The sequence below is a fragment of the Catenulispora sp. EB89 genome (assembly GCF_041261445.1).
Classification (GTDB): domain Bacteria; phylum Actinomycetota; class Actinomycetes; order Streptomycetales; family Catenulisporaceae; genus Catenulispora.
The window spans coordinates 204,386-226,867 of sequence record NZ_JBGCCU010000017.1; the positions used below are offsets into that span (position 1 = coordinate 204,386).

The following is a 22,482-nucleotide window of genomic DNA, read 5'->3' on the forward strand; positions in this document are numbered from 1 at the left end:
AGATCTTGACCACTCTCGCTCGAAATCCCAAGAATGCAACCAGGCCATGTTCGGCGGCGGCCGCCAAGCCACCAGTCCTGCGTGTGCGAACGATGTGCCTTGTACAGTCTTTGATCTGGTGTCGAGTGTCGGTTCGCTAGAGGGCGGCCCAATTAGAGCATTTCTCGAAAGTGCACAAGGAATCGCCACTCGGCTTCCGTGCCAGTCCGTATCGGTTCCATTGCCGGAATTCCTCCGGACGGTACGCTCCGCAGCGACTGGCTCAAGCTCCTGACTGGTGTTCACAGACAGGCCTTTGCGACTTTCAGGCTTGAGCCCCGGCGTCTGCTGCTTCCGTCCTGCGGCACGACGCTCGCTGCGGCCCAGCTGTCTTCGGCCGACAGTCACGAACAGCCGCCGACCAGCCCCCGCGAACCCGCCGCATCCGTCGTCCACCGACTGCGCCAATCCGCGAGGGCCGCGACGGGGTCATGAAAACTGCGCGGCCCCTCAAGCCGCGAGATCAAGCGCCTCCGGCGGCGGGCCGTCGGGCTCCTGTGCGCGAGAGGTGCGGTGCCTGCGCTCGTGGTCGTTGAGGAGGTGCTCGTAGCGCCACCAGGGGATGACGCCGGTGACCCAGCACAGGTTGCAGACGGCGCGGAGCGGGCCGTTGCGGCCGGTGCCGTCACAGAGGGGACAGATCACCCAGTGACCGGGGCCCCGGGGCTTGCTAGCTTGGTTCATGGAAGGGTCCTTTCGTTCCTTGACGGGCGCGGACGCTTTCCCAGCTCGGGCCGGTGTGGCTGCACCGGCCCGAACTCATCGCTCCAGATTCGTGCCGGCCTTGGGGTTCGGGGCCGTGCTTTCATCTGCGACTACTGATAATGTCCATCGCGTAAGGTCGAAATGCAAGTGCATGGCGCGAATGCATCGCACACGTGCACACTGCTCCGGGGCCCTGGTCGAGAGGCGCGCGATGGCAGGAGAGACACCCAGGCTGCTGCGCTGGAAGCTGGGTGGCGCGCTGCGCGACCTGCGGGAGCGCAGTGGCAGGACCATCGAGGACGTCGTCCGCGAGCTGCAGGTGCGCAATCCGATGTCGGCGGCGAAGATCAGCCGGATCGAGACCGGGAAGCTCCCGGTCAATCCCCGGGACGTCAGCGACCTGTGCGCGCTCTACGGCGCCGACGAGGCGACGACCGTGGTCCTGCTGCAGCAGGCCCGCGAATCCCGGCGGCCCGCCACCGAGGACCAGTGGTGGCACGGGTATCCGAACATCGACGACCAGTACAACGTCTTCATCGAGCTCGAGAGTGTCGCCGCGCGGATCAGGACCTTCGAAGCCATCGTCCTGCCCGGTCTGCTGCAGACGCCGCGGTACGCCACGGCGACCAGCGCCGTGGACTTCGACCCGGACACGGTCGCGGCGCGGGTCCAGGCGCGGCTGCGCCGGCAGGAGCGGCTGACGGGTCCGGGCGCCGTCGAACTCGTCCATGCCGTGATCGACGAGAACATGCTGCACCGGCCTATCGGCGAGCCGGGTGACGGGACGCTGCTCGAGCAACTCGAGCACCTCTACACCGTCTGCGCGAAGCCGAACATCCGTCTCCAGATCCTGGCTCGGACCGTCGGCTACTACCCCGGCATGTACGCACCGGCCTACACCTTGCTGGAGAACGACGAGATCCAGATGCCGAAGGTGTGCTACGTCGAGGGCATCCAGGGCAACCCCTTCCTCGAGCAGGCGGTCAACGTCGAACACTTCGAAAGCCTCTTCAACCGGCAAGCCGAGCTCGCCCTGAGCCCGGACGACAGCCGAACGCTCATCAAAAGCCTGATCGCGCGCCACCGTTCCGCTGGAGATGCCCTGTGAACGCTGTCCTGGACGTCGCGGAGATCCGCCAAGAGCACGTGGACCGTCTGGTGGCCGGCGACGTCTCCGCCGTCCGGGTCCGCGGCTTCGTGTCCGCCGGGACGGCCGTGGAGATCGGCGACAGCCTCGCGAGGCACTGGAGCCTGTCCCGGTACCGCAACACGCCGGAGCTCGTGCGGGTCGGCGAGAGCCACTGGGAGACCCACGACGACGACGGCAGCACCAACGAGGCGGCCCTGGAGGAGTACCTCCGCCGCGCGGACATGCTGATGAACGAGATCCGCGCCGCCTGCGCGCCGCACCAGTCGCCGCTGGACCAGCTCTGGCTGATGCTGGAAAAGGAGTTCGGGCTGGAACGGGCCCGCATCGTCGACCGCGAGATGTTCGCCGGCATCGGCCGGGTCTTCCCGGAGGGCACCGAACTGCTGCCGCACAACGACCGGCTGGCCCGCGACGCGCCCGGGCTGCCCCTGGGCCTCGAACTCGACGCGCAGCTCGCCGCCAACATCTACCTCCGGGCGCCCGAGGTCGGCGGCGAACTCCAGATCTGGAACCTGCGGCCGACCGAGGAGCAGCTGGCGTCCTGGCAGGCCGACGGCAGCGGATACGGCACCGACCGGTCCCTGGTCCCCGCGCCCGACGTGGTCCTCGCCGTCGCCCCCGGCGACCTCGTGGTGATCGACGCCACCGCCCTGCACGGCGTCGCCAAGCAGATCAAGGGCACGCGGATCGGGCTCTCCTGCTTCCTCGGCGTGCGCAACGGCCGCCCCTGGGTCTGCTGGAGCTAGCTGACCGGCAAACGCAAAAAAGGCCCCGGCACACAGAACGAATCTGTGTGCCGGGGCGATGACGGCGAGGTGGATCAGGCGCCGGGGCCACAGGTCGCGGCGTCGGCGCCGGCATTGTCCTGAGCGGCACTGGTCTGAGCGGCGTTGGTCTGAGCCGCATTGATCGGAATGACATTGCCTTGAGTGACAGTGCCCTGAGTGGCGTTGTCCGGCGCAGCGCTGCCTGGCGCAGCACCGCCCTGGCCAGCGGCAACAGCCGCCGCCTCCGAAGCCTTGGCGGCCTGCAAGTGCCCGCTCACCAAGCTCCAGGGCAGCGTCGGCCACTGCACCCGCGCCGTCGTCCACACGGCGCCGACCGCAGCCGCGATCAGCGCCTTGGTGCTCCAGCCGTGCGTGCCGTCGGCGGCGAGTTCCACCAGGAACGTCGACACCGATCCGCCGAGCAGCCGGAGCGCCTGAGCGGCCAGGTGATAGCGGCGGAAGTCCTTCGTGAGCCCCGATTCCAGCGTCGTCAGGCTCGACATCGTCAGCCCTTCGCCAGGTCGGCGCCGAGGTGCTGGGCCACCGCCTGGGCGATCTGCTGAGCATTGGCGCCGCCGGCCAGGTGCGGGGCCAGGGCGGCGGCGAGGGCGTTGATGTCGACGGCCGGCGGGGCGCCGACGCGTCCGGCCAGGGCGGTGACGGCGTCGCGGGCCTGCTTGGCGTACAGGGCCGCGGCTCGGGCGCCGCCGTCGGCCCAGATCAGGGCGGTCTCGTTGTCGAAGTTCTGGTTCGCCGGGAACTGGCCGGCGATCTCCGGCCAGAACTGGCCGATGCTGGAGGGGATGGTGGCCACGGGATTGCCTCCGAAAAGGGGTGACGACGGGTGGGTCGGCGGTGCGGGTGTCGGCGGGTTCGGTGTCGGCGGCTTGGGCGTCGGCGCGCCGCCGGCGATCTGCGCCGCGCGGGCGATGATCTGCGGACGCTGGTCCAGGATCGGTTGGCCGGGGCAGTCCAGGTGGCCGCCCCAGGCCTGGCCGCCGAGGCCGTGGCCGGTCAGGCCGGGCACGGTGCTGTCCGAGGGCTGGAGCGGGACGCCGTAGGTGGTGTGGATCCAGGCGAACAGCTGGGCCGCGTTCTCCAGTTGCGAGGCGGTCAGGACGTCGCCGGAGTTGCCTTCGTTCTCGACCGAGATCCACTCCGGATTGCCGTCGACCTCGGCCCAGGCCCGGTCGTCGGTGTCGACCCACTGGTCCAGCGGGCCCGACTTCGGGTTGCCGAAGTGCGCGGAGACCTGCGAGGCCGGGTTGTGGAACCAGGCGTCCGTGCCGGACTCGGTGCCCTCCTGGATGTGCAGCACCAGGCCGCGGTGCGCGGACATGCCGCCGGGCGTCAGGTTCGGGACCGGGCCGCGCCAGGTCGCCTTGGGGAATCGGGCCATGTCAGCCCCCTTCGTCGAAGTGGTGCGCGGCTTGGCCCGCGACCAGGACGGCCAGCGCGCCGACCGTCTGGTGGATCGCGGCGAACTCGTGGGTGTGCGCGTCTACCGCCGCGCGGATCTCGCGGACGTCGTCGCGCAGCGACTGCCCGCCGTTGGTTTCGAGCTGTTTGGAGCGGGCCTCCACGACGTGCATGACGTGCGAGAACCGGCTGGCCCAACGAAAACCGGCGCCGATGGCGGCGCCGGTGATGCACAGCGAGGAGGCTGTCGCGGTGATGGCTTCAACGTTCATGGATGTCCCGTGGGTCGAAGGTGGTTCGGGTGCTCCCTCCGTCGGCTCCGCGGGGATCACCCCAGCCCGTAGAGCTTGAAGGTGGAGTCGGGCAGGAAGTTGCTCCCGGGGAGGTAGACCGTGAGCGAGGTGATGGGGACGGGCGTCGTGGTCATGTACCCCCCGCCGTACGTCTGGAGCACCCCGGCGGTGCCGCCGTCGGTCGCCATCGACGTCCCGGTGAAGGCCTTGAGCGTGGTGGGGTCGGCGTACTCGGGGATGTCGATCGTCGCGATGCCTCTGCCCTGGGTCGGCCAGTGGCTGTTCCAGACCGCGGCGCACTGCGCACTCGTCACCTGGTTGGTGTTCGCGACGCCGACGGCCGTCCCGCCCTGCGCCAGGTAGTACGTGTTCCAGAGGTACATGCTGTCGGCGGCGCCGTTCCAGCGCATGTACGCGCTGTCCCATCCAGCGGTCGCGGCCGTACCGTCGGACTTCGCGCTGATCACCAGCCGCAGGTCGCGGTAGACCTGCGGGATCGCGCTGAACGTGATCGACGGCGTCGCCGTCGTGACCGTCTGGGCCGCGATCAGCCCCGGCTGGTGCCGCCAGTTCGTGCCGTTCCACAGCGCGACGGCGCCGCTGTCCGTCTCGTAGACCAGCTTGCCGGCCGGGGCGTTCGACGGCCGCGTGGTCGAGGTGACCGGGGGTAGATTCCCGCCGGTGGCCATCGGGTCGTACACCGGAGTCCACGCGGCGCCGTTCCATCGCTGGAGTTCGCCGTTCAGATCCGAGTACTGCCCGGCCATCGGCGGCGTCCACGGCGTCGTCCCGGAAGGGACGATCCCGCCCAGACCCGAGGTGTACACCCGCAGGTCTGTCACAGCCGTCGACCACGCCACGCCATTGGTCCCGGCTGACGTCTTCGACGGCACGCTGATCTGGAACAGCGCGAGAGCCGCCGGCGGAACCACGGGAGCCGCCGGCGTGGCCGCGGGCGTCCCCTTGATCAGCACCACGATCGCCTGGGTCTGCCCCGAGCTGTCGAACTGCTGGTCCTGGATCTCCAGAGCGATGATGTCGATCCGGTTGTACTGCGGATCTCCGTCCGGAACGGTCAGCGCCACCGGCGCGTCGGAAGCGACCTGATACCCGCCCTGCGCCGCCACCCCCTGGACGAAGGCGCGCCCCTGCATGATCTGGCACTGCATCGCCGCCACCGACTGCAACCCGAACCCGCCGTCCGGCACGACGCCGGACCGGGAGACGAGCGCGCCCGTCGGAGCCATCCCGACCGACGTCGCCAGCCGGGTGTCGACCCGGCTCTGACCGGTCGACGCCAGCCAGGCACTGTGAATGACCACAACTATCCCCTTGTTTCTCGATGATGTATAAGAATCCTGACGAACGGGCCTGCCGGCGGCGCCAGCGGCGCCGAGGGCGACGCTCAGCCCAGCCCGTAGAGCGTGAAAGTGGAGTCCGGCAGGAAGTTGCCCACGTCCATGGTCAGCGTGATCGACGTGATGTTGTTGCCGCTGCCGCTCGGCGAGAGCGTCCCGGAGAAGGACTGGAGAAGACCGGCGACTCCGCCGTCGGTCGCCGACGTCAGACCCACGAAGTTCTTGGCCCCGACGGGATCGGCGTAGTTGGGGATGTCGATCGTCGAGACGCCTCGGCCCTGCGTCGGGTAGTGGTTGTTCCAGGACTTGCCGCACAGCATCCACGGCGCCTGCCACCCGCTTTGGCACGTCATGCTGGTCCCGCCCTGCGTGGCCCAGTACGAGATCCAGTTGTAGTTCGCGGTGGTGTTGCCGTTGAACTGCATGAGGACGGTGTCCCATCCAGTGGTCGAGGTCGTACCGTCGGACTTCGCGCTGATCACCAGCCGCAGATCCCGGTAGACCTGCGGAATCCCGGTGAACGTGATCGACGGTGTCGCGGTGGCCACCGTCTGGGCCGCGATCAGCCCCGGCTGATGACGCCAGTTCGTGCCGTTCCACAGCGCGACAGCACCGCTGTCCGTCTCGTACACCAGCTTGCCCGCCGGGGCGTTCGACGGCCGCGTGGTCGAAGTGACCGGAGGCAGATTGCCGCCACTGGTCATCGCGTCGTACACCGGCGTCCACGCAGCACCGTTCCACCGCTGCAACTCGCCGTTCAGGTCCGCGTACTGGCCCGCCATCGGCGGCGTCCACGGCGTCGTCCCGGAAGGCACGATCCCGCCCAGACCCGAGGTGTAGACGCGCAGATCCGTGACCGCCGTCGACCACGCCACGCCGGTGGTACCGGCCGACGTCTTCGACGGCACGCTGATCTGGAACAGTCCGAGAGCCGCCGGCGGAACCACCGGAGCCACCGGCGTGGCCGTCGGCGTCCCCTTGATCAGCACCACGGCCGCCTGGGTCTGCCCCGAGCTGTCGAACTGCTGGTCCTGGATCTCCAGAGCGATGACGTCGATCCGGCCGTACTGCGGATCACCGTCGGGAACCGTCAACACCACCGGCGCGTCCGAGGCGATCTGGTATCCGCCCTGCGCCACCACGCCCTGGACGAACGCCCGCCCCGGCATGATCTGACACTGCATCGCCGCCACCGACTGCAGCGCGAACCCGCCGTCGGGGACCACACCGGAGCGAGAGGTCAGTACCCCGGCCGGAGCCATCCCGACCGACGTGGCCAGCCTGGTGTCCGCACGGCTCTGACCGGTCAGCTCCAGCCACGCACTGTGAATAGCCACGGCTATCCCTTCCTTCCTGACGTACATAAGAAGCCTGATTGAGGAGCCGCCGGAGAACCGGCCTCCCGGCCCTCAGCCCAGCGCGACGACGAAGTTGAACGCGATCCACGCGGCGTTCGGCCCGTGGTAGACGACGCTGCCGTCGGTGTCGACGTCGACGCGCGACGCCGTGGTGTTGGGCGTGGCCACCGTGATGACCTGCTGGAGCGCGGGCCTGGCACCGGACGGCAGATGCGCGACCACCGCGCCCTCGGCGAGGCTGCCGCCGGTGGCCGTCAGGTCGCCGCGCACGAACACCACCGGACCCTGGATCCGGTACTGCGGTGTGGTGGTCTGGGTCGTGAATCCGGCGGCCAGCGGCAGGTTCTGCCAGGGCACCACCGCCGCCGAGGTGGCCGCGGCGGTCGCCGTGCGTTGCAGCTTGCGCTCGATCTGCCGGATCCGGTCGATGATGTCCTCGGGCAGGTTAGGCATCGGAGCCTCCGTCCAGAAACAGGTCGACGGTGTCCGGGCGGCCGCGCTGCGCGGGCAGCACGTGGAAGCCGACGATCCGGTAGGTCTGGTCCAGCGGCGGCTGGAACCAGTGGTCGTTGATGCGCACCCGGACGGTGGCGCCCAGCAGCTGCGGGCCGAACGAGCCGTCGAGCTGGACGGTCAGCGAGGGCACGACCACCGAGGTGCCGGCCGCGGCCAGGTTCGCCTGCGCCAGGTTCTCCAGCGTCGGCTGGTCGGTGACGTCGTTGTAGTCGGCGCTGGCGTCGAGCTCCAGGAACCCGGGCACGCTGACGCTGTGCACGCTGGACACCAGCGGCACGTCCTGCCCGGACCCGTCGGACGCCGGGACCGAGCCGCCGCGGGCCCGGGTCGCGGTGGCGGCGCGGGTGGCGTCGCGCGGGAACGCGTAGGTGAGGATGGTGCCGGGCTTGTCGACGATCAGCGGCGTCGCGCCGGTCGTGATGGTCGGCGAGCCGAGCCTGAGCAGCCGCACGCGGCTCCCGGAGTCCGGGTCGCGGTAGACGCTGACGCAGTACTCGAAGCCCGGGGTCGCGCCGGCCAGCTGGGTGATGGCGTCGTCGACCAGGGTCTCGTCGCCGTCGCGCCAGGACGGGCTGATCACCGCGCCGGAGGTCTCGGTCCCGAACGAGAGCCCGATGTTCCCGTTGGGCGCCGACTGCACGTACTGCCAGAGGTCGCGCACCACCTGGAGCGAGTCGACCGCGGTGTAGCCGAGGTCGGCGCGGATGTAGCGGTGGGCGGCGTAGGAGTCGAACGTGGCGGCCTGGATCGCGCAGGTGATGACGCCGGTGTCGTCGCACTGGGGCGTCATCGTCCACAGCAGCCCGCCCCACCACAGGTCGTTGCCGCGCGCGAGGTACACCGCGGTGCGGCCCTCGATGAGCCGCGCGGCCCGCGCGCCGAGGTCGGTGTTGGGGATCGGGACCGTGCCGGACAGGGATCCGGGCTTGCCGATGTAGTCGTCGAACTCGACGTCGTCGACCGGGAGGACGTCGATGGTCTGGTCGGTGCTGACATCGGCGAAGATCACCCGGTAGGTGGAGTCGTTCATGCGGCCTCCTTCGAGGGTGTCGATGCGGTGTCGGGGCGTGTCGGGGTAGTGTCGGGGCGCCGGTCGGCTACATGTACGCCGAACGCCACGCGACCTGCGCCGACGCGGGCGGCGCACCGGCCGAGGGACGGAAGGCGAGGGTGGTGGATCCGGGCGGCAGGACGAAGGCCTCCTCCAGCGTCGCGTTCGGCATCGCCGCGTACCGGCGGTCGGCGGCGCCGTTGAGCAGCACCTGGCCGCTGCCGGTGTCCACGGTCAGCACGTCGGTGGCGGCGAGGACCAGGTCGTAGCCGATCATCTGGCCGGTGTCGACGTTCGCCAGCTGCGGATCGGTGCACGGTCCGGTGAAGGTGACGACCGGGTGCGTGGCGGCGTTGCCGACGTTCGTGACCTGCAGGTTGCCGCTGGACCCGGCCGTGCCCCAGGACAGCGGCCAGGTCAGCGGCCACACGATGCCGGTCTCCGGCTGCGGGACGTTGGTCGCCAGGGTCTGGAGCGTGAGGGTGTAGCGGCGCGGGTCGGTCGCGATGAACTGCAGGCTCGCCTTGGTCACGCCGTAGAGCACGTACTGGCGGTCGGTCGGGATCGCCCGCTGGTTGATCCGGACCGCGCTGATCAGCGTCTCGCCGTGGAGCTGCACGGTGAGCCACCGCTCGTCCAGGTCGATGCCGGTCGCGCCGCGCAGCGCGGTGAGCGCGGAGGTGTCGGTACGGGCCGCCGGCGCGAGCCACACGGTGGCGGTGATGACGCGCGGCTGCGCGTAGCGGGGGCCGGGCCAGGAGCCGTGGTCCCCGGAGCGCGGCGAGTCGGCGGTGTCGAAGCCGGGGAGGTCCTCCCAGCCGGTGATGCCGGTCTCGGCGATGACATAGGAGGTGCCCGAGCCGAAGACGAGGCCGTTGTAGCCGATCTGCCCGTCAGCGTTCAGGGCGGGCGGATCTGTGAGCATGACGGACATGCGGATCTCCCTGGAGATGTGTCAGGAATCTGAGATGGGCCGTGCCCGGCCTGGAGGGCAGGGAGGCCGGGCACGGCGGCGGGTGCGGGGGCACCCGGACCGGCGCCGCTGCGCGCGGGGGCGGGGCGCCGGCGATTTTTTGGGACGGGGCGAGGCGGGGCGGGGCGAGGCAGGGCGGGGCTGGCGGGCACCAACGATGGGCCTCTGTATCAGCCCCCTGTATCAGCCCTCTGCTTCAGCCCTCAGCCGCGCGCCTTGGCCAGGAACATCAGCTCCTCGGCGGTGCGCCGCGCCGAACCGCTGTTGGACTCGTAGTAGTTCGTGACGGTGAACCCGCCGCCCCCGGCGCCCGCCGCCCCGAGCACCGGCCCGCGCTGCCCGCCGAGCATCGCGGACAGCTTTGACAGCGGGAGCACCGCCTCGGACTGCCCGCCCTCGCCGATCAGGGCCAGCGTCCCGCCCGGACGCGGCAGCACGATGCCGCCGTCGGCCAGCGTCGGGATGTGCGGGATGTGGACCCCGAAGGACTTCCCGCCGATGCCGGGGATCCAGGACGGGATCGAGATGTGGACCGAGTTCAGCCCGTCGATGGCCATGTTGACGAGCCCGATGATGGCGTTGATCGGATCCCGGACCGCGGCCAGCACGCCCTCGAACGCCGCCTTGGCGATCCCGGCCAGCCCGTTCCACACCGAGCGCAGCGTGCCGGCCACGTCGTTGATCACGCTGCTGATCATGTTCTTGATGTCGGTCCAGGCCTTGCCCGTCTTGCCGGTGAGCAGGTCCATCGCGACGTTGAAGATCCCGGAGATGATGTCCCAGGTGACCTTGATCTCGCCCTTGACGTAGTTCATCGGGATCATGATCAGGTTCTTCACGATCTCGAACCCGGACTTCACCTCGGTCACGATGTTGCCGATGACCGACTTGAACAGGCCCCAGACATAGGGCCAGACGAGGTCGAACACGCCCTTGACGAACTTGGAGACGGTACTGATCGTGTCTCCGATGATCTTGAACGCGATCTGGATCGCGGCCTGCACCGCCTTGGAGTTCATGATCATGTCGGTGAACTTCTGGATGAGCGGCGAGAGCAGCGTCAGCAGCAGGCCGAACGCGTTGGCCTTCATCGCCCCGTTCAGGCCCTTCATGCCCTCCTCGGACAGCCCGAGGCCGGCCTTGAGCTTGGTGAACAGGCCGCCGCCGGTGGCCGCCGTCTCACCGGACTTCTTCACCTCCCGCTCGGCGGCCGCCGTGCCGGTGGCGAGTTCTCGGGCCGAGCGGGCGGCCTCGGACGTCCTGGTGCTGAAGGTTCCGAGTCTCGCGATCGCCGTGTTGAGACTCGCGTTCAACGTAGCCATGGTTCATCTCCACTCCACTTGGTTCGGGGTCTCATCGGCGAGGGCGGTCAGCTGCTGCCGAGCTCTTTGTTCAGCGCTGTGACCTCGTCCTTGAGCGCCTTGATCTCGGCAGCGTTCTTCGACGACCACCGCCCGGCGTCGCTGCGGGCCTGCGTCATGGTCCTCGGCAGCCGCTCGAGAGTCCGCTGGATACTGGCGACCTTGCCTCGGGTCTCCGTGGCCATGTCACGGACCCGCCGGGTCTCGGATTCCAGACCGCCCGGCGACCCGTGCACCGAGACATAGAGCTCGTTGACCAGGTCCGTGCCGTGCGGGAAAACGGCCTTGTAGACGTCCTCCGCCTTCTCCGCGACCTTCTTGCCGCCGGTGATCTTTCCCAGGCCGCCCTTCGTGCCGCCGGTCGCGAGCCGCGACTTGCGGTCGGCGAGCCAGTCGTTGATGTCGAACTTGAAGGCGCTCCCGCCGATGCTGACAGCCTGGAACTGCGTGTAGACCGCCGAGACCGTGTTGTCCATGCCGACGGCCGTGTTCGACAGGCTGCCGGTCGTCGTCGAGGCACTCTTGGCGGAGGCGAGCACCCTGCTCCACGCGGCGCCGTCACGTCTTATGGCGCCCCACAACATGTTGAGATCATTGACGATCGCCGTGTAACCGTCACCGCCGTCGTCAGCCATGGCGACACCTCCTTGAGGAACGAACGCGGATGTCTGTGAGTCGCGAAGAGTCCGGCCGCGGCGAACTCATGCGAAGAACCTGGCGATCTCCGGCAGCGACGGTGCCCTCGCCGATTCCACGGCCTCGCCGGCGGCTTCGGGCGCGGCTTCCGCCTCCCCCGGTCGCGGAACCGGCTCCGGCGCCTCCGGCATGGGGCTGTCCTCGTCCCGGTTCACCGCCGAGAACATCCAGTTGCCGATGGCCAGGTGGTCGACCGCGGCGGCGAGCAGGTACTCCGCGACGCTCCACTCGGCGCCCTCGCCGTGCAGTTCGCGGGCCAGGGCGCTGTCGGTGGGGAGGTGGCGGATCAGGATGGACAGGCGGCGGGAGGACAGGTCGCCGCGGTACCAGTCGAGCAGGTCGACCCGGTAGTGCCGGAGCAGGTCGGCTTCTAGCGCCTCGGCGTGGTCCTCGACCAGGACGCCGAGGCTCAGCCTTCCCCCAGGGACAGGCCCGTCTGCTCGCCGTAGGCGGTGAGGATCGCCGCGATGTCCTGGACGGTCAGGTCGTGGCGGGCGAAGCGCTCGTACTGGACGTCACCGAGCAGCAGGCGCAGCATCGCGTCGATGTCGTTGTCGTCGGTGGCGGCCATGGCGCGGGCGGTTGCCCGGGGCAGCTCGCGCGGCAGGGTGAAGGTCTCGGTGTCGAGGGTGAAGGGCCAGGTGTGGCCGCCGGCGGCCTCGAGGCGCTGGGCGCGCGCCGCGTTGACATCGAACGTTGTCATGGATGTCTCCTTCGGGACGAGCGGGTGTGGAAGCGGGTGAATATGGGTTCTGAGAAACGGGGCGCGCCGAGCGGACGGCGGCCGCGGCTCCCGTGAAGGAGCCCCGGCCGCCGGTCCGGTCGGCGCGTTCGGTGCTTGGAGCGCGCGGCTGGGTCGCGCGGCCGACTACGACAGCGCCGGGTCGTTCATCAGCCAGGTCGCCAGCGGCGTGGCGTCGTTGACCTCCATCGCCTCGAAGGTCACACCGAGCTTGATCGAGCCGTTGTTGACCAGGGACAGGTCGTCGGTGTCGGTGACCGAGCCGCGGTTGACGATGATGCGGTACTTCACCGCGCCGCCGCCGGAGCCCTGGACGGTGTCGGTGAACTCGATGCCGAGCATGCGCTCGTCCAGGTCCGGGGTGGTCTGCACGGCGTAGGACCACAGCGGGGCCGGCGGGGTGCCGGTGCCGATGTTGGTCACCGCGTTGGCGGTCGGGTTGCCGCCGAAGAAGAACGGCAGGGTGTCGGTGTTGATCTGGATCATCGAGAACTTCAGGGTCAGCTCGCGCGCCGAGAACACGTGGCGCACCGCGGACGCGGTCTGCCACGAGTCGATCTTGTCGAGCTTGTCCTTCTTGCTGAACTTCACCCCGGTGTTGTCGGTGTAGCCCAGGTCGTGCCAGGCCGCGCCCCACGCGGTGGTGGTGTCCGCCGGCGCGGCGGTGCCCAGCGGGGCGACGAAGACGTGACCGTGGCCGGCCACGCGGATCTGGCTCGGGTTGGTTCCAGGCATGGACCATCTCTCCTTTGACTTGTCTGTTGAGGGTTACCTCACCCGGTCGGTACCGGACGGCCCGCCGGTGTCGTGGGCCCGCGTCCGCGGAAAGCGGCGGCGGCGCGCGGGAGGCGCAGTGGCGGCGCTCAGGCCATGCGCAGGTTGAGCTGCGTCATCGAGACGTAGCGGTTGGCACCGTTGTGCAGGTAGTCCGGCAGCCAGCGCGGACCGTCGCACTCGGTCACCATCACGACGGTCGCGCCGCCGTCGACGAAGCCGTCGATCGCCAGCAGCCGCGCCCGGGCGGCCATGGCCACGGTCATCGCGATGAGCTTGGTCGACCCGTAGCACTCCAGCTGGATGATCGGGACGTCCTCGTAGGTCGTGTCGATCCAGGCGCCGCCCATCCGGGAGACGAGCACCACCGCCTGGGTGCCGTCGAATCCGCTCGGCGGGACGCGGTCGACGGTGGTCCACGGCGCCGACGCCGTGTTCTTGAGCCAGTCGATGACGACGAGTTCGACGTCGGGCAGGCTGCTCGGAGGTGAGGTGGTCATCCGGATCACTCCTTTCGTTGCAGGTCTTGGGCACGAGGCCGCGGCACGAGAGCGCGGCACGAAGCCGGGGCAGGGGATTTCGGGAACCGCGACGGTCAGGCGACGACGGCGCGGCGAAGCAGCGCCAGCCGCTCCATCTCGCCCATCCCGCCCCAGACCCCGTGGGCCTCGGGCAGGGACAAGGCGTGCTCGGCGCACCGGGCACGGACCGGGCAGTCAGCGCAGAAGGCCATCGCCTCGGCCTCCCGGCGGCGGCGCTCGGCGATCCGCTCGCGGCGGCCGTCGGTGCTGAGGACATCCGGGCCGAAGAACAGCGTCGGATCAGCCCCCTGACAAGCGGCCTGCACGATCCAGGGCAGGGTCGAGACCGCGGGCCAAGCGTCGCCGCCGTCGCCCGGATCACCAGGGTCTCCAGGTTCAGCGGCAACGGTTTCAGAAGGTTCGGGCGGTGGCTGGACCGTCACCGCCGCCGCCGGCTCGGGCGGCCGGCGGCGGCGTGCGGTCCGGACCCCGACCAGCGCCTGCTCCAACGCGCGCCGACGCGCCGCCTGGGCTTCGGGTCCGTCATCGATCGGTGACTGATTTGCGACGTCCACATCGGCAACTTCCATCAGCGCGAGAACGTCATACGAGTCGAGAACAAGCAGCCACCCCTTCGCGGGAATTCGGGGAATCAGATGACGACCACACAGGGCCGGGCTCCCGACGCCGCGCGGCGCGTGGCCGGCGGGGCGTGGGAAGACGAAAGCCCGGCGACCGCACCTGGGAACAGGTCGACGATCGTCGGGCTCGAGGGTCTCGTTGCTCCGGGGCCCTGCGGCCACACCGAGAACAACTTATCGTCAGGAATGTTGCATCCTCCGACCACGGCGGCGCAAGCGTTTAGTTATCCACAGGGTCCGACCTGCGATCGGCCCGGATCAGGGGTCGATGACGGCGGCGCCGAGGCGCACGGCCGGATGCGGCCAGCCAAGGCCTGAACGGTGGCCCTCGAAGCCCGCCTCGGCATATGCTTCAAATCAATTCGAACTGATGTTTGATTTGGCTGACCCGAGGGCACGCCAGAGCAGGCGTGGCCATCGCCACGCGGGCCGCCGGCAGGTTCGGTGGCGCGCGGACCCACAGGTCCGGGACCATGAAGAGTGAATGAGGGCACTGTCAAACTGTCGGGAACGCACACAGCCGGCGGCACCGCGGCGGGAGCGGATCCGATGACACCTTCGGTGACACAGGAGATGAGGTACGTGATCGAGGAACGGGGGCGCATCGTGCGGGAAGCCGCGCGGGCAGCCGATCGGCTCCAACACGCTCTGGAGACCGGAGCGTCGGGACGCGGATCGGCACGGGATTCCGAACGGACCGGAGGCGGCCGCAAGGCTCCCGTCCACGGTTCGGCACCACTGGACGTGACGATCCTGGACTGCCTGGTGCAGTCCTACGAGGTGGTGCTCGACGAGATCGACACCATGCGGCAGGCCCTGGCCGACCCGGCGGCGGCCACGGTGAACGTGCCGGTCCAGACCCTGCAGGCGGGGTTCGCCTTCCTCGCCGAACACCTCGACGAGGTCCCCGAGGAAGTCGGCGACACGGTGGCGATGACGTGCCGCAGGGAGCACGGCCGCTACGCCAGGACCCTGGCCGGCGCGTACGGCGAACGCTCTCGCCGCTGCCCCACCTGCGACCAGGCGAGCCTGCTCCCGGAGACGGCCGTCGCACCGGACGGCCGGGGGCACGTGCTGGTCTGCTCCACCCCGGAGTGCGATCCGGCGCCGGGCCGCTGGCGCCGCTTCGACCTCGTCCGGGACTCCGGCATCATCCCCGGCGTCGACGGCGGCGCGCTGGTGAGTCTGAAGGAGCTCGCGGCGATGACCGGCATCCCGTACCGGACGCTGGACAGCGCGGTGCGCAGAGCGAAGATCGCGCCGGTGCCGACGTCGTCATCATCGAACTCGTCATCGAGTTCGGCGTCGGCGGCGGCTTCGGCGGCGGCCTCGACGAACGCCGGCGCCGCAACGCGCCTGTTCCGTCTCGCGGACGTCCAGGCCCTCCCGGCGCTGCGCAGAGCCACGCGCGTCCGGCTCGGGGGGCTCCGCGACTGACCCGGCCCGGTCCGGTCCTGCCGTGCGTGTCCGGTCCTGCCGTGCCTAGTCCTGCCGGATGACGTCGCCGGCCTGCACCAGCGCGGCCACCGTGGCCACGACCAGATCGTACGAGTCCTGATCCACCAGCTCGTTCGCCAGGTAGCCCTTGAACATCCCGGTCAGAGTCACCAGCGCGGCGGTGAACCCGGCGTGCGCGGCGTCGTCGTTCAGATCGGCGCCGTTCCTGGCACACGACGCCGCCACCGCGTCGGCCATCCGCCGGTCGGCGGCGGCCGCCGCCCCGGCGTCGTCCGGCATGGCGACATCCCGGAATTCCGTTCCCCGAACAACTTCCATCGTGTGAGGCCCCTAGTATCCAGCGTCGTCGACGTGTGATCCTTCTTCGCCCCCCGGCGCAGATCGCGCCCCAACGGCTAGACCTGTCCACAAGGATGCGTCTCGGATCAATCGGCCGCAAGGGGAACGGGGCCGCGGCCCGCCGCGCCCCCGCCGGGCCCATCGGTCCGGCGCATCCTACTTCAGGATGCTGTGAAAATTAAGGATTCGGCATGGTTGTGCATCCCGGTGGGCCGGAAATGCAAACAGTCGAACACCTTCCCGCCTGAGGAATCCTGGCGCTAATCTGAGCCGCCCACTTCAGAGGTTCTTGCACCGCGGTCGGAAACCGCGGCACGGGGAGGAAGATCACTTTGACTCGCGACTCGAGGGCGGCCCGCGCCCTCACCGTGGCCGCCGCGGTCGGCGCCGCCACCGCCTCCGGCGTCTGGGGCCTCGCGGCGCCGGCGGCGAACGCCGCCTCCGGGGCGCCGCACAACGGACAGCTCAGCTACAGCGAGGGCCAGAACTGGTACGCGGTCAACCCGGACGGGTCGGGGCAGCACATCGTCACCCCGTCCGGCACCGGCTTCAACCCGACCGACGGCATCGCCTCGCCGGTGTTCTCGCCGGACGGGACGAAGGCGGTGTTCTCCGACGAGAACACCGGCGATCTGTGGATCTCGAACGCCGACGGCACCGGCGCCCGGCTGCTGGACAAGGCGACCGGCCAGCCCTTCGACGGCGTCAACCCCGCGGACCTCTACCCCCAGTGGATGGACGACGCTACGGTCGTGTTCGAGCGGAACAACAACGGCGGATCCTTCCAGATCAAGGCCGACGGCACCGGGCTCACCGCCTACAAGGCGCCCGGCGGGCTGACCGGCCAGCTGGTGTTCGGTCCCGGCGGCCTGGTCGCCGGGATCTCGAGCAACGCGTACACGTTCAACATCTCGATCTTCGACCCGGCCACGTCCAAGGTCGCGACGGTGACGAACGCCGACTCGATCAGCTTCTCGCCGGACGGCAAGAAGATCGCCTACACCGTGTACGGCGGCGGGCACGGCACCGCGCAGATCATCATCGCGAACATCGACGGCACGTCGCCGGCCAAGCTGACGAACGTCGCGGGCTCGACCTTCCACCCGGTCTGGTCGCCGGACGGCACCCAGATCGCGTTCCAGGAGCAGGCCTGGATCTCGTCCAGCACCGGCGGCGACTGGGGCGGCAACAGCCTGGACGTGATCGCGGCCACCGGCGGGTCCCCGAAGGCCGTCGTCTCCAACGCCTCGATCGCCGGCGGATACCTGGACTGGGACAACGGACCGCTCTACTCCGGCCCGTCGTACACGCCGACCCCCTTCCTGCCGCCGGTCACCCGGCCCACGATCGACCGCCTCGGCGGCACCGACCGCGTCGACACCGCGGTGAAGGTGTCCGGCTACAACACCGCCGACCGCGGCACCCCCTTCTCCGACATGGCCGGCAACAGCGTCGCCAAGTCCGCGGTGATCGCCCGCGACGACCAGTTCGCCGACGCGCTGTCCGGCAACGCCCTGGCTGTCGCGAAGGCCGGCCCGCTGCTGCTGAGCGACCCGCACAAGCTCTCCCCCGAGGTGGCCAAGGAGCTGACCCGGATCCTGCCGCCCGGCGCCACCATCTACCTGCTGGGCGGCGAGAAGGCGCTGTCGCCTCAGGTGGCGGCGGATGTGACCGCCCTGGGCTTCAAGGTGGACCGGATCGGCGGCACCGACCGCTACGCGACCTCGGTCCGCATCGCGCAGACCATCGGCGGGACCCCGGGCAGCGTGGCCATCGCCACCGGCGACAACTTCCCCGACGCGCTGACCGCGGGCGCCGGCGTCAACGGCAACCGCACCTCGCCGCAGCTGGGCACCGGCGTCGTCCTGCTCACCCACGACGGCGTCATGCCGGCGGAGACCAAGTCCTACCTCGCGGGCATCAACCCCGACGTGAGCAAGGTCTACGCGGTCGGCGGCCAGGGCGTCACCGCGGTGGCCACCGGCGAGCCGGGCTGGCACGGCAAGGTCACCGACCTGGCCGGCCGCGACCGCTACGCCACCGCCGCTGCGGTCGCCGGCAGCACCATGTTCCAGGCCGGGAACGGCGGTCCGCTGGTTCCGGGTATCGCCACCGGGCAGAACTGGCCGGACGCGCTGTCCGGCGGCGCGCTGACCGGTCGCTGGAACTCGCCGCTGCTGCTGGCCGACGGGCCGACGCTGCCGGCGGCCGAGCTGTCCTGGCTGAAGCAGCACGCTCCGCTGACCCGCACGGGTCCGAGTGCGCTGCTGATGGGTGCGCTGCCGGTGTTCGGCGGGCCGGCCGCCGTGCCGGACAGCGTGATCAAGCAGGTCGGCACCGCGCTGTACGGCGCGGGCAAGTACGACGTCTTCGTCAACCGGCACCTGGCGACTATCGCCGGACCGTTCTGATCGGTGCTCATCGGCCCTGATCCGCGCTGATCCACAGTGATCCGCGCTGATCCGGGCCGATCACGCCGATCCACGCCGCGGGCGTCCAGCAGGGTCCTGATTCATCGGGCCCCACTGGACGCCGTCGCCGTTCCAGCCCCGCCTCGCTCAGGCCGGGCCCTCCAGCGTGATGAGCACGGAGCGCAGATCCTCGTTGATCCGGCGCTGGGCATCCGGCGGAATCGAGGCGAGCAGCGAGAACTCGGCATCGGTCTTGATCGAGAAGACCTCGAGCGCCCGTTCGTACCCGGCCGGTGTCAGGGTGACCAGTACGGAGCGCCGGTCGTTCGGGTCGACCTCCCGGACCAGCCAGCCCTTGCCCTCCAGCCGGGCGACCCGGTTGGTGATGGCGCCCGAGGTCAGCTGCAGCTGGGCCATGAGCCGGCCGGCGGACAGCCGGTGGTCGGGCCCGGAGCGGATCAGGCAGGCGAGCAGTTCCAGCTCCCACAGCTCGATGCCGTGCGGCGCGAGCTCCCGTTTGATGTCCGTCTCCAGCCGGTGCGCGAGCCGGCGGAGACGGTAGGCCAGCGCCTTCGCCTCGGTCACGTCGGGCTCGTGCGTGCGCTCCATCGCCCCGATGAGCCGGTCGACGTAGTCCTGCTGCCCTGCTGAGCGCTGATCCATCGGTTCCGCCCTCTCGTGTCATCGGCCGCGCGGCATCATACGGAGACGAGACCTTCGCTGGGAGCCGTGGGCCGGGTCCAGGCGGCGACGGCGGCCGACAAGGATTCGGCCAGGGCTTCGGCCGAGTCGGTCGCGTACGCGACATGGCCGTCCGGCCGGATCAGCGCGGCACGCACCGTGGCCCACACACCGGTGTGCCGCCGCGCGGAGCGCACCTCGACCCGCGCGCCGCCCAGCTCAGTCAGAGCACTGTCATCGCCGAAGTCGAGCAGCATGAACCGGTCAGGCCGCAGCGACCGCACCAGCCCCTCGCCACCGAGAACGGCATCAGGCGCCTTCGTACCGACCAGCGGATGACTCCCCTCGGGCTGCGGGTAGTGGACCGCGAGTCCGGAGAGCCAGCCCGACAGCTCCTCGGAAACCTCGCCGCCGCGCGCGATGAAGCCGCTGAACTTCTCGCGCAGCGCCCGACCCGCGGGGCTGAAGGTGTGCATCAACGCGTCCTGCGCCAGCGTGTCGTCCAGCAGGCGGTGCGCGACGTGCCGGCGCTCGGCGTCGTACGCCGCCGGGCCGCTGATCACGTGCTCCGGCGCCCAACCGGCCACCTCGGCGGCAAGCTTCCAGGCCAGGTTGGTGGCGTCCTGCAGGCCCACGTTCAGGCCCTGGCCGCCCGCCGGCAGGTGCACGTGAGCGGCGTCGCCGACGAGCAGCACCCGCCCGAGCCGGTACTGCTCCGCGTACCGGCTGCTGTTGCTGGCCCTCGCGAGCGACAGCGCGTTGCGGACGCCGAAGTCCGTGCCGCACACCCGCTTCAAGGCAGCCCGCAACTCCTCGACCGTGAGCGGCTCGCCCTGCCGGCGCCGCACCTCGTACGCGGACAGGCCCACGTCACCGACCTCGACCCCGAAGACCCGGTAGACACCACCGGGCAGCGGCATGACGCCGACCAGGCCCGCATCGTGGCGCCAGAAGTACTCCGCCTCGGTGAACAGCTCGGCGAGTTCGACATCTGCGACGAAGTTGAGAGTGGAAGGCGGGTTCCCGGGAAAGCCGATGCCGACAGCCTTCCGGACCGTGCTGTGCGCACCGTCGGCGCCCACGACGTAGCGCGCCGCGCGTGTCGTCTCCGATCCGTCGGCGCCGACCACCGTGACCAGCACCGGTTCGTCCGAAGGGGACTCGGGCTGGGACACGGCCTTCACCTCGGTCCCGTAGTGCACCGGCACGGACCGCGCGCGCAGGTGGTCGGCGAGCACGTGCTCGGTACGCCACTGCGGGTTCATCAGCACGAACGGGAAAGGCGTGTCGAGGCCGGTGTAGTCCAGCCGGCTCGGCAGCGTCGCGAAGTGCGTCCTCGGCACCTTCCTCCCCTCGCCGAGCAGCACGTCGCTCACCCGCCGACCGTCCCCGACGTCGAGCATCGAGAGCACCTCCAGCGTGCGCGGATGCATCGTCGTGGCCTTCGAAACCGTGCTCGGCCCCGGATTGCGCTCGTACACCTCCACCCGCACCCCCGCGGCGTCCAGCAGTGCCGCACTCATCAGACCCACCGGGCCGCCGCCGACCACCAGCACGTCGAGCTCCACAGCCGTCTCCCATCCCTCACAGAACCCTGATTCGTTCTATGAACATGAAGATAATGAACGTTCGTGGAAGTGGCAAGAGTGTCTGACGCCCCGAGGCACGGCTATAGCAAGACTCTGATTTATCAGGACGCTGTGAACACCGCGTCGACCCAGTAGTTGTTCCCGTTCCCCCCGGCGCCGGGGAACGTCGTCGAGCTCCCATAGCCGTAGGTCCCGTCGCCCTGGCTGCTGGTGTTCGCCGGCGCGGTCAGCGGATAGGCCTGGTGCGCGTAGGAGAAGTAGCCGGTCGTGTAGGAGTAGTGCCCGACCGGTGCGTGGTACGAGGCGACGTACGTGGTCCCGGCGGTGACGGCCACCGGAGTCCCGAACGTCACGGTCTGCCAGCCGGTCGCGGACTCGTTGGAGAAGGTGCCGGTCGCCAGGGCGGTGCCGGTGTTGCTCCAGAGGGTCCCGGTGTGGGTCCCGGTGTTCGTCGAACCCTTATAGAAGCGAACGCCCGTGACGGTCCCGTTTACCGCCGGGACGAAGCGGACGCCGAGCTCCACGGAGTTGGGGTCGGTGGAATCAGCCACCGCCGGGTCCGCGCCGGACGAGAACAGCGAGCAAGGACACGTATACGGCGGCGGAGTGGTACCGATGGTGAAGTTCCAGGTGCTCGGGCCGGTCATGGCGTTGCCCCAGGCGTCCGTGGCCTGGACCGAGGCGGTGTAGGTCACGCCTGCCAGGAGTTGGGTTCCCGGGGTGAACGTCACGGTGCTGTCGTCCGCGCTGTAGCCGACGGTGCCGGGGACCTGCGTCCCGGCGGCGTCGGCCAGGCCGAACTGCACGCTGCCGCGGTCCACCGGCGCGGAGAAGGTGGCGCTGACCGTGCTCACGCCGGACACCTGGGTGGCGTTGTCGTCGGGGGTGTTGGCGGTGACCGTCGGCGCGGCGGTCGGCACGCCGCCGTCGTCGAAGACCACGTCGACCCAGTAGTTGGCGGCGTTGTAGCTGGAGCCCGGGAACGCTGCGGCGCCGGCGTCGCTGTAGACGCCATTGCCACCCGCAGAAGCGTCGGACGGCGCGGTGATCGGCGCCGTGCCGGCCGGGCCGTTCAGGAAGTAGCCGACGCTGTAGGCGTAGTGCCCCTTCGGCGCGTAGTACGACGCGATGTACGTCGCACCGGCACGCACCGGCACCGGCGTGGAGAACATCAGCGTCTGCCAGCCGGTGGCGGTCTCGCCGGTGAACGTGCCGGTCGCCAGGAGCGCCCCGTCGGACGTCCACAGCGATCCCGTGTGCGTACCGGTGTTGGCGCTCGACTTGTAGAAGCGCACCCCCTGGATCCAGCCCGCGTCCGACGGCACCACCTTGACGCCGAGCACGACCGGGAAGTACGTGCCGGAATCAGGGTCGTCCGGCGTGGCGGACGCCGGGAAGACGGAGCAGGCGCACTGCGCCCGGGTCTGCGCCAGCGCGGTTCCGCCCGCCGCTATCTGGCCGCCGGCCGCGGCCGCGAGGGCCAGCAGGAGGGCGGCGAAGCCCGCTCGGACGCGCGCACCCCGGCGCGATGTGGACGCGATCATTCCAGAACCCCCTCGATACGGGAACAACCCGCTCGAACCAGCGGGCACCGGCACCGACCCGGATATCCGAGCACAGTAGGCGAGACTCGGCGGCTA

At 69.9% G+C, this 22,482-nt stretch carries 25 protein-coding genes; 5 read left to right on the forward strand and 20 right to left on the reverse strand.

The window, feature by feature from the left end; translation table 11 throughout:
• Window positions 1-489: 489 nt before the first annotated feature.
• Window positions 490-723: a hypothetical protein gene (locus ABH920_RS31665; protein WP_370352865.1), complete on the reverse strand. Its 234-nt coding sequence runs from the start codon at window positions 721-723 to the stop codon at window positions 490-492.
• Window positions 724-955: 232 nt separating this feature from the next.
• Here ABH920_RS31665 and ABH920_RS31670 point away from each other — a divergent pair, with 232 nt between their 5' ends.
• Together ABH920_RS31670 and ABH920_RS31675 are read left to right on the forward strand one after the other, a co-directional pair.
• Window positions 956-1,852, forward strand: a complete 897-nt coding sequence (locus ABH920_RS31670) for a helix-turn-helix domain-containing protein (protein ID WP_370352866.1) — start codon at window positions 956-958, stop codon at window positions 1,850-1,852.
• Window positions 1,849-2,640: a hypothetical protein gene (locus tag ABH920_RS31675; RefSeq protein ID WP_370352867.1), complete on the forward strand. Its 792-nt coding sequence runs from the start codon at window positions 1,849-1,851 to the stop codon at window positions 2,638-2,640. The genes ABH920_RS31670 and ABH920_RS31675 overlap by 4 nt, the downstream gene beginning before the upstream one ends.
• 74 nt (window positions 2,641-2,714) lie before the next feature.
• Here the strand turns inward: ABH920_RS31675 and ABH920_RS31680 are convergent, their stop codons facing one another.
• The 11 genes from ABH920_RS31680 to ABH920_RS31730 form a co-directional block, all read right to left on the reverse strand.
• Window positions 2,715-3,164 carry a hypothetical protein gene (locus ABH920_RS31680; RefSeq protein WP_370352868.1) on the reverse strand — a complete coding sequence of 150 codons (450 nt, stop codon included), beginning with the start codon at window positions 3,162-3,164 and terminating at the stop codon, window positions 2,715-2,717.
• A gap of 2 nt (window positions 3,165-3,166) precedes the next feature.
• Complete coding sequence (locus ABH920_RS31685) at window positions 3,167-4,060, reverse strand: N-acetylmuramoyl-L-alanine amidase (protein WP_370352869.1); 894 nt, start codon at window positions 4,058-4,060, stop codon at window positions 3,167-3,169.
• A gap of 1 nt (window position 4,061) precedes the next feature.
• Entirely contained in the window at window positions 4,062-4,352 is a 291-nt protein-coding gene (locus ABH920_RS31690) for a hypothetical protein (RefSeq protein ID WP_370352870.1), read from the reverse strand.
• Window positions 4,353-4,408: 56 nt separating this feature from the next.
• Window positions 4,409-5,695, reverse strand: coding sequence for a hypothetical protein (locus ABH920_RS31695; protein WP_370352871.1), 1,287 nt, complete (start codon window positions 5,693-5,695; stop codon window positions 4,409-4,411).
• An 83-nt stretch (window positions 5,696-5,778) separates the two neighbouring features.
• Entirely contained in the window at window positions 5,779-7,068 is a 1,290-nt protein-coding gene (locus ABH920_RS31700) for a hypothetical protein (protein WP_370352872.1), read from the reverse strand.
• Window positions 7,069-7,140: 72 nt separating this feature from the next.
• The gene (locus ABH920_RS31705) at window positions 7,141-7,542 is read right to left on the reverse strand and encodes a hypothetical protein (RefSeq protein ID WP_370352873.1); all 402 of its coding nucleotides are present in this window, start codon (window positions 7,540-7,542) and stop codon (window positions 7,141-7,143) included.
• Entirely contained in the window at window positions 7,535-8,635 is a 1,101-nt protein-coding gene (locus ABH920_RS31710; RefSeq protein ID WP_370352874.1) for a hypothetical protein, read from the reverse strand. The genes ABH920_RS31705 and ABH920_RS31710 overlap by 8 nt, the downstream gene beginning before the upstream one ends.
• Window positions 8,636-8,702: 67 nt before the next feature.
• Window positions 8,703-9,590 carry a phage tail protein gene (locus ABH920_RS31715; protein WP_370352875.1) on the reverse strand — a complete coding sequence of 296 codons (888 nt, stop codon included), beginning with the start codon at window positions 9,588-9,590 and terminating at the stop codon, window positions 8,703-8,705.
• A gap of 242 nt (window positions 9,591-9,832) precedes the next feature.
• The gene (locus ABH920_RS31720; protein ID WP_370352876.1) at window positions 9,833-10,951 is read right to left on the reverse strand and encodes a hypothetical protein; all 1,119 of its coding nucleotides are present in this window, start codon (window positions 10,949-10,951) and stop codon (window positions 9,833-9,835) included.
• A 47-nt stretch (window positions 10,952-10,998) separates the two neighbouring features.
• Window positions 10,999-11,625: a hypothetical protein gene (locus ABH920_RS31725; RefSeq protein ID WP_370352877.1), complete on the reverse strand. Its 627-nt coding sequence runs from the start codon at window positions 11,623-11,625 to the stop codon at window positions 10,999-11,001.
• A gap of 66 nt (window positions 11,626-11,691) precedes the next feature.
• Window positions 11,692-11,841 carry a hypothetical protein gene (locus ABH920_RS31730; RefSeq protein ID WP_370352878.1) on the reverse strand — a complete coding sequence of 50 codons (150 nt, stop codon included), beginning with the start codon at window positions 11,839-11,841 and terminating at the stop codon, window positions 11,692-11,694.
• 30 nt (window positions 11,842-11,871) lie between these two features.
• Between ABH920_RS31730 and ABH920_RS31735 the strand changes: the two genes are divergently transcribed.
• Window positions 11,872-12,060, forward strand: a complete 189-nt coding sequence (locus ABH920_RS31735; protein WP_370352879.1) for a hypothetical protein — start codon at window positions 11,872-11,874, stop codon at window positions 12,058-12,060.
• A 35-nt stretch (window positions 12,061-12,095) separates the two neighbouring features.
• On the opposite strand, the gene ABH920_RS31740 is transcribed toward ABH920_RS31735, so the two are convergent.
• The 4 genes from ABH920_RS31740 to ABH920_RS31755 all read right to left on the reverse strand — a co-directional run bounded on the left by ABH920_RS31740 (window position 12,096) and on the right by ABH920_RS31755 (window position 14,298).
• Window positions 12,096-12,389 carry a hypothetical protein gene (locus ABH920_RS31740; protein WP_370352880.1) on the reverse strand — a complete coding sequence of 98 codons (294 nt, stop codon included), beginning with the start codon at window positions 12,387-12,389 and terminating at the stop codon, window positions 12,096-12,098.
• A 165-nt stretch (window positions 12,390-12,554) separates the two neighbouring features.
• Window positions 12,555-13,163: a phage tail protein gene (locus ABH920_RS31745; protein ID WP_370352881.1), complete on the reverse strand. Its 609-nt coding sequence runs from the start codon at window positions 13,161-13,163 to the stop codon at window positions 12,555-12,557.
• A 128-nt stretch (window positions 13,164-13,291) separates the two neighbouring features.
• Window positions 13,292-13,702, reverse strand: a complete 411-nt coding sequence (locus ABH920_RS31750; RefSeq protein ID WP_370352882.1) for a hypothetical protein — start codon at window positions 13,700-13,702, stop codon at window positions 13,292-13,294.
• Between the two features lie 95 nt (window positions 13,703-13,797).
• Window positions 13,798-14,298 (reverse strand): WhiB family transcriptional regulator, encoded by a 501-nt coding sequence (locus ABH920_RS31755; RefSeq protein ID WP_370352883.1) that lies wholly within the window; start codon window positions 14,296-14,298, stop codon window positions 13,798-13,800.
• A 648-nt stretch (window positions 14,299-14,946) separates the two neighbouring features.
• Here ABH920_RS31755 and ABH920_RS31760 point away from each other — a divergent pair.
• Window positions 14,947-15,801 carry a hypothetical protein gene (locus ABH920_RS31760; protein WP_370352884.1) on the forward strand — a complete coding sequence of 285 codons (855 nt, stop codon included), beginning with the start codon at window positions 14,947-14,949 and terminating at the stop codon, window positions 15,799-15,801.
• Window positions 15,802-15,846: 45 nt separating this feature from the next.
• Here ABH920_RS31760 and ABH920_RS31765 read toward each other — a convergent pair whose 3' ends face one another.
• A complete protein-coding gene (locus tag ABH920_RS31765) occupies window positions 15,847-16,101 on the reverse strand; it encodes a hypothetical protein (RefSeq protein WP_370352886.1) in 255 nt (84 codons plus the stop codon).
• 392 nt (window positions 16,102-16,493) lie between these two features.
• On the opposite strand from ABH920_RS31765, the gene ABH920_RS31770 reads away from it, so the two are divergent.
• Entirely contained in the window at window positions 16,494-18,572 is a 2,079-nt protein-coding gene (locus tag ABH920_RS31770) for a cell wall-binding repeat-containing protein (RefSeq protein ID WP_370352887.1), read from the forward strand.
• Window positions 18,573-18,719: 147 nt separating this feature from the next.
• Here the strand turns inward: ABH920_RS31770 and ABH920_RS31775 are convergent, their stop codons facing one another.
• The 3 genes from ABH920_RS31775 to ABH920_RS31785 all read right to left on the reverse strand — a co-directional run bounded on the left by ABH920_RS31775 (window position 18,720) and on the right by ABH920_RS31785 (window position 22,386).
• Complete coding sequence (locus ABH920_RS31775; protein WP_370352888.1) at window positions 18,720-19,235, reverse strand: MarR family winged helix-turn-helix transcriptional regulator; 516 nt, start codon at window positions 19,233-19,235, stop codon at window positions 18,720-18,722.
• Between the two features lie 35 nt (window positions 19,236-19,270).
• Window positions 19,271-20,821, reverse strand: a complete 1,551-nt coding sequence (locus ABH920_RS31780; protein ID WP_370352889.1) for an FAD-dependent monooxygenase — start codon at window positions 20,819-20,821, stop codon at window positions 19,271-19,273.
• Window positions 20,822-20,943: 122 nt separating this feature from the next.
• Window positions 20,944-22,386: a DUF4082 domain-containing protein gene (locus tag ABH920_RS31785; protein WP_370352890.1), complete on the reverse strand. Its 1,443-nt coding sequence runs from the start codon at window positions 22,384-22,386 to the stop codon at window positions 20,944-20,946.
• Window positions 22,387-22,482: the final 96 nt, after the last annotated feature.

Bases quoted from the DNA above. Each gene is read 5' to 3' on its own strand.
- ABH920_RS31665 (WP_370352865.1), bottom strand. From the start codon at position 723: ATGAACCAAGCTAGCAAGCCCCGGGGCCCCGGTCACTGGGTGATCTGT.
- ABH920_RS31670 (WP_370352866.1), top strand. From the start codon at position 956: ATGGCAGGAGAGACACCCAGGCTGCTGCGCTGGAAGCTGGGTGGCGCG.
- ABH920_RS31680 (WP_370352868.1), bottom strand. From the start codon at position 3,164: ATGTCGAGCCTGACGACGCTGGAATCGGGGCTCACGAAGGACTTCCGC.
- ABH920_RS31685 (WP_370352869.1), bottom strand. From the start codon at position 4,060: ATGGCCCGATTCCCCAAGGCGACCTGGCGCGGCCCGGTCCCGAACCTG.
- ABH920_RS31690 (WP_370352870.1), bottom strand. From the start codon at position 4,352: ATGAACGTTGAAGCCATCACCGCGACAGCCTCCTCGCTGTGCATCACC.
- ABH920_RS31705 (WP_370352873.1), bottom strand. From the start codon at position 7,542: ATGCCTAACCTGCCCGAGGACATCATCGACCGGATCCGGCAGATCGAG.
- ABH920_RS31710 (WP_370352874.1), bottom strand. From the start codon at position 8,635: ATGAACGACTCCACCTACCGGGTGATCTTCGCCGATGTCAGCACCGAC.
- ABH920_RS31715 (WP_370352875.1), bottom strand. From the start codon at position 9,590: ATGTCCGTCATGCTCACAGATCCGCCCGCCCTGAACGCTGACGGGCAG.
- ABH920_RS31720 (WP_370352876.1), bottom strand. From the start codon at position 10,951: ATGGCTACGTTGAACGCGAGTCTCAACACGGCGATCGCGAGACTCGGA.
- ABH920_RS31725 (WP_370352877.1), bottom strand. From the start codon at position 11,625: ATGGCTGACGACGGCGGTGACGGTTACACGGCGATCGTCAATGATCTC.
- ABH920_RS31740 (WP_370352880.1), bottom strand. From the start codon at position 12,389: ATGACAACGTTCGATGTCAACGCGGCGCGCGCCCAGCGCCTCGAGGCC.
- ABH920_RS31745 (WP_370352881.1), bottom strand. From the start codon at position 13,163: ATGCCTGGAACCAACCCGAGCCAGATCCGCGTGGCCGGCCACGGTCAC.
- ABH920_RS31750 (WP_370352882.1), bottom strand. From the start codon at position 13,702: ATGACCACCTCACCTCCGAGCAGCCTGCCCGACGTCGAACTCGTCGTC.
- ABH920_RS31765 (WP_370352886.1), bottom strand. From the start codon at position 16,101: ATGCCGGACGACGCCGGGGCGGCGGCCGCCGCCGACCGGCGGATGGCC.
- ABH920_RS31775 (WP_370352888.1), bottom strand. From the start codon at position 19,235: ATGGATCAGCGCTCAGCAGGGCAGCAGGACTACGTCGACCGGCTCATC.
- ABH920_RS31785 (WP_370352890.1), bottom strand. From the start codon at position 22,386: ATGATCGCGTCCACATCGCGCCGGGGTGCGCGCGTCCGAGCGGGCTTC.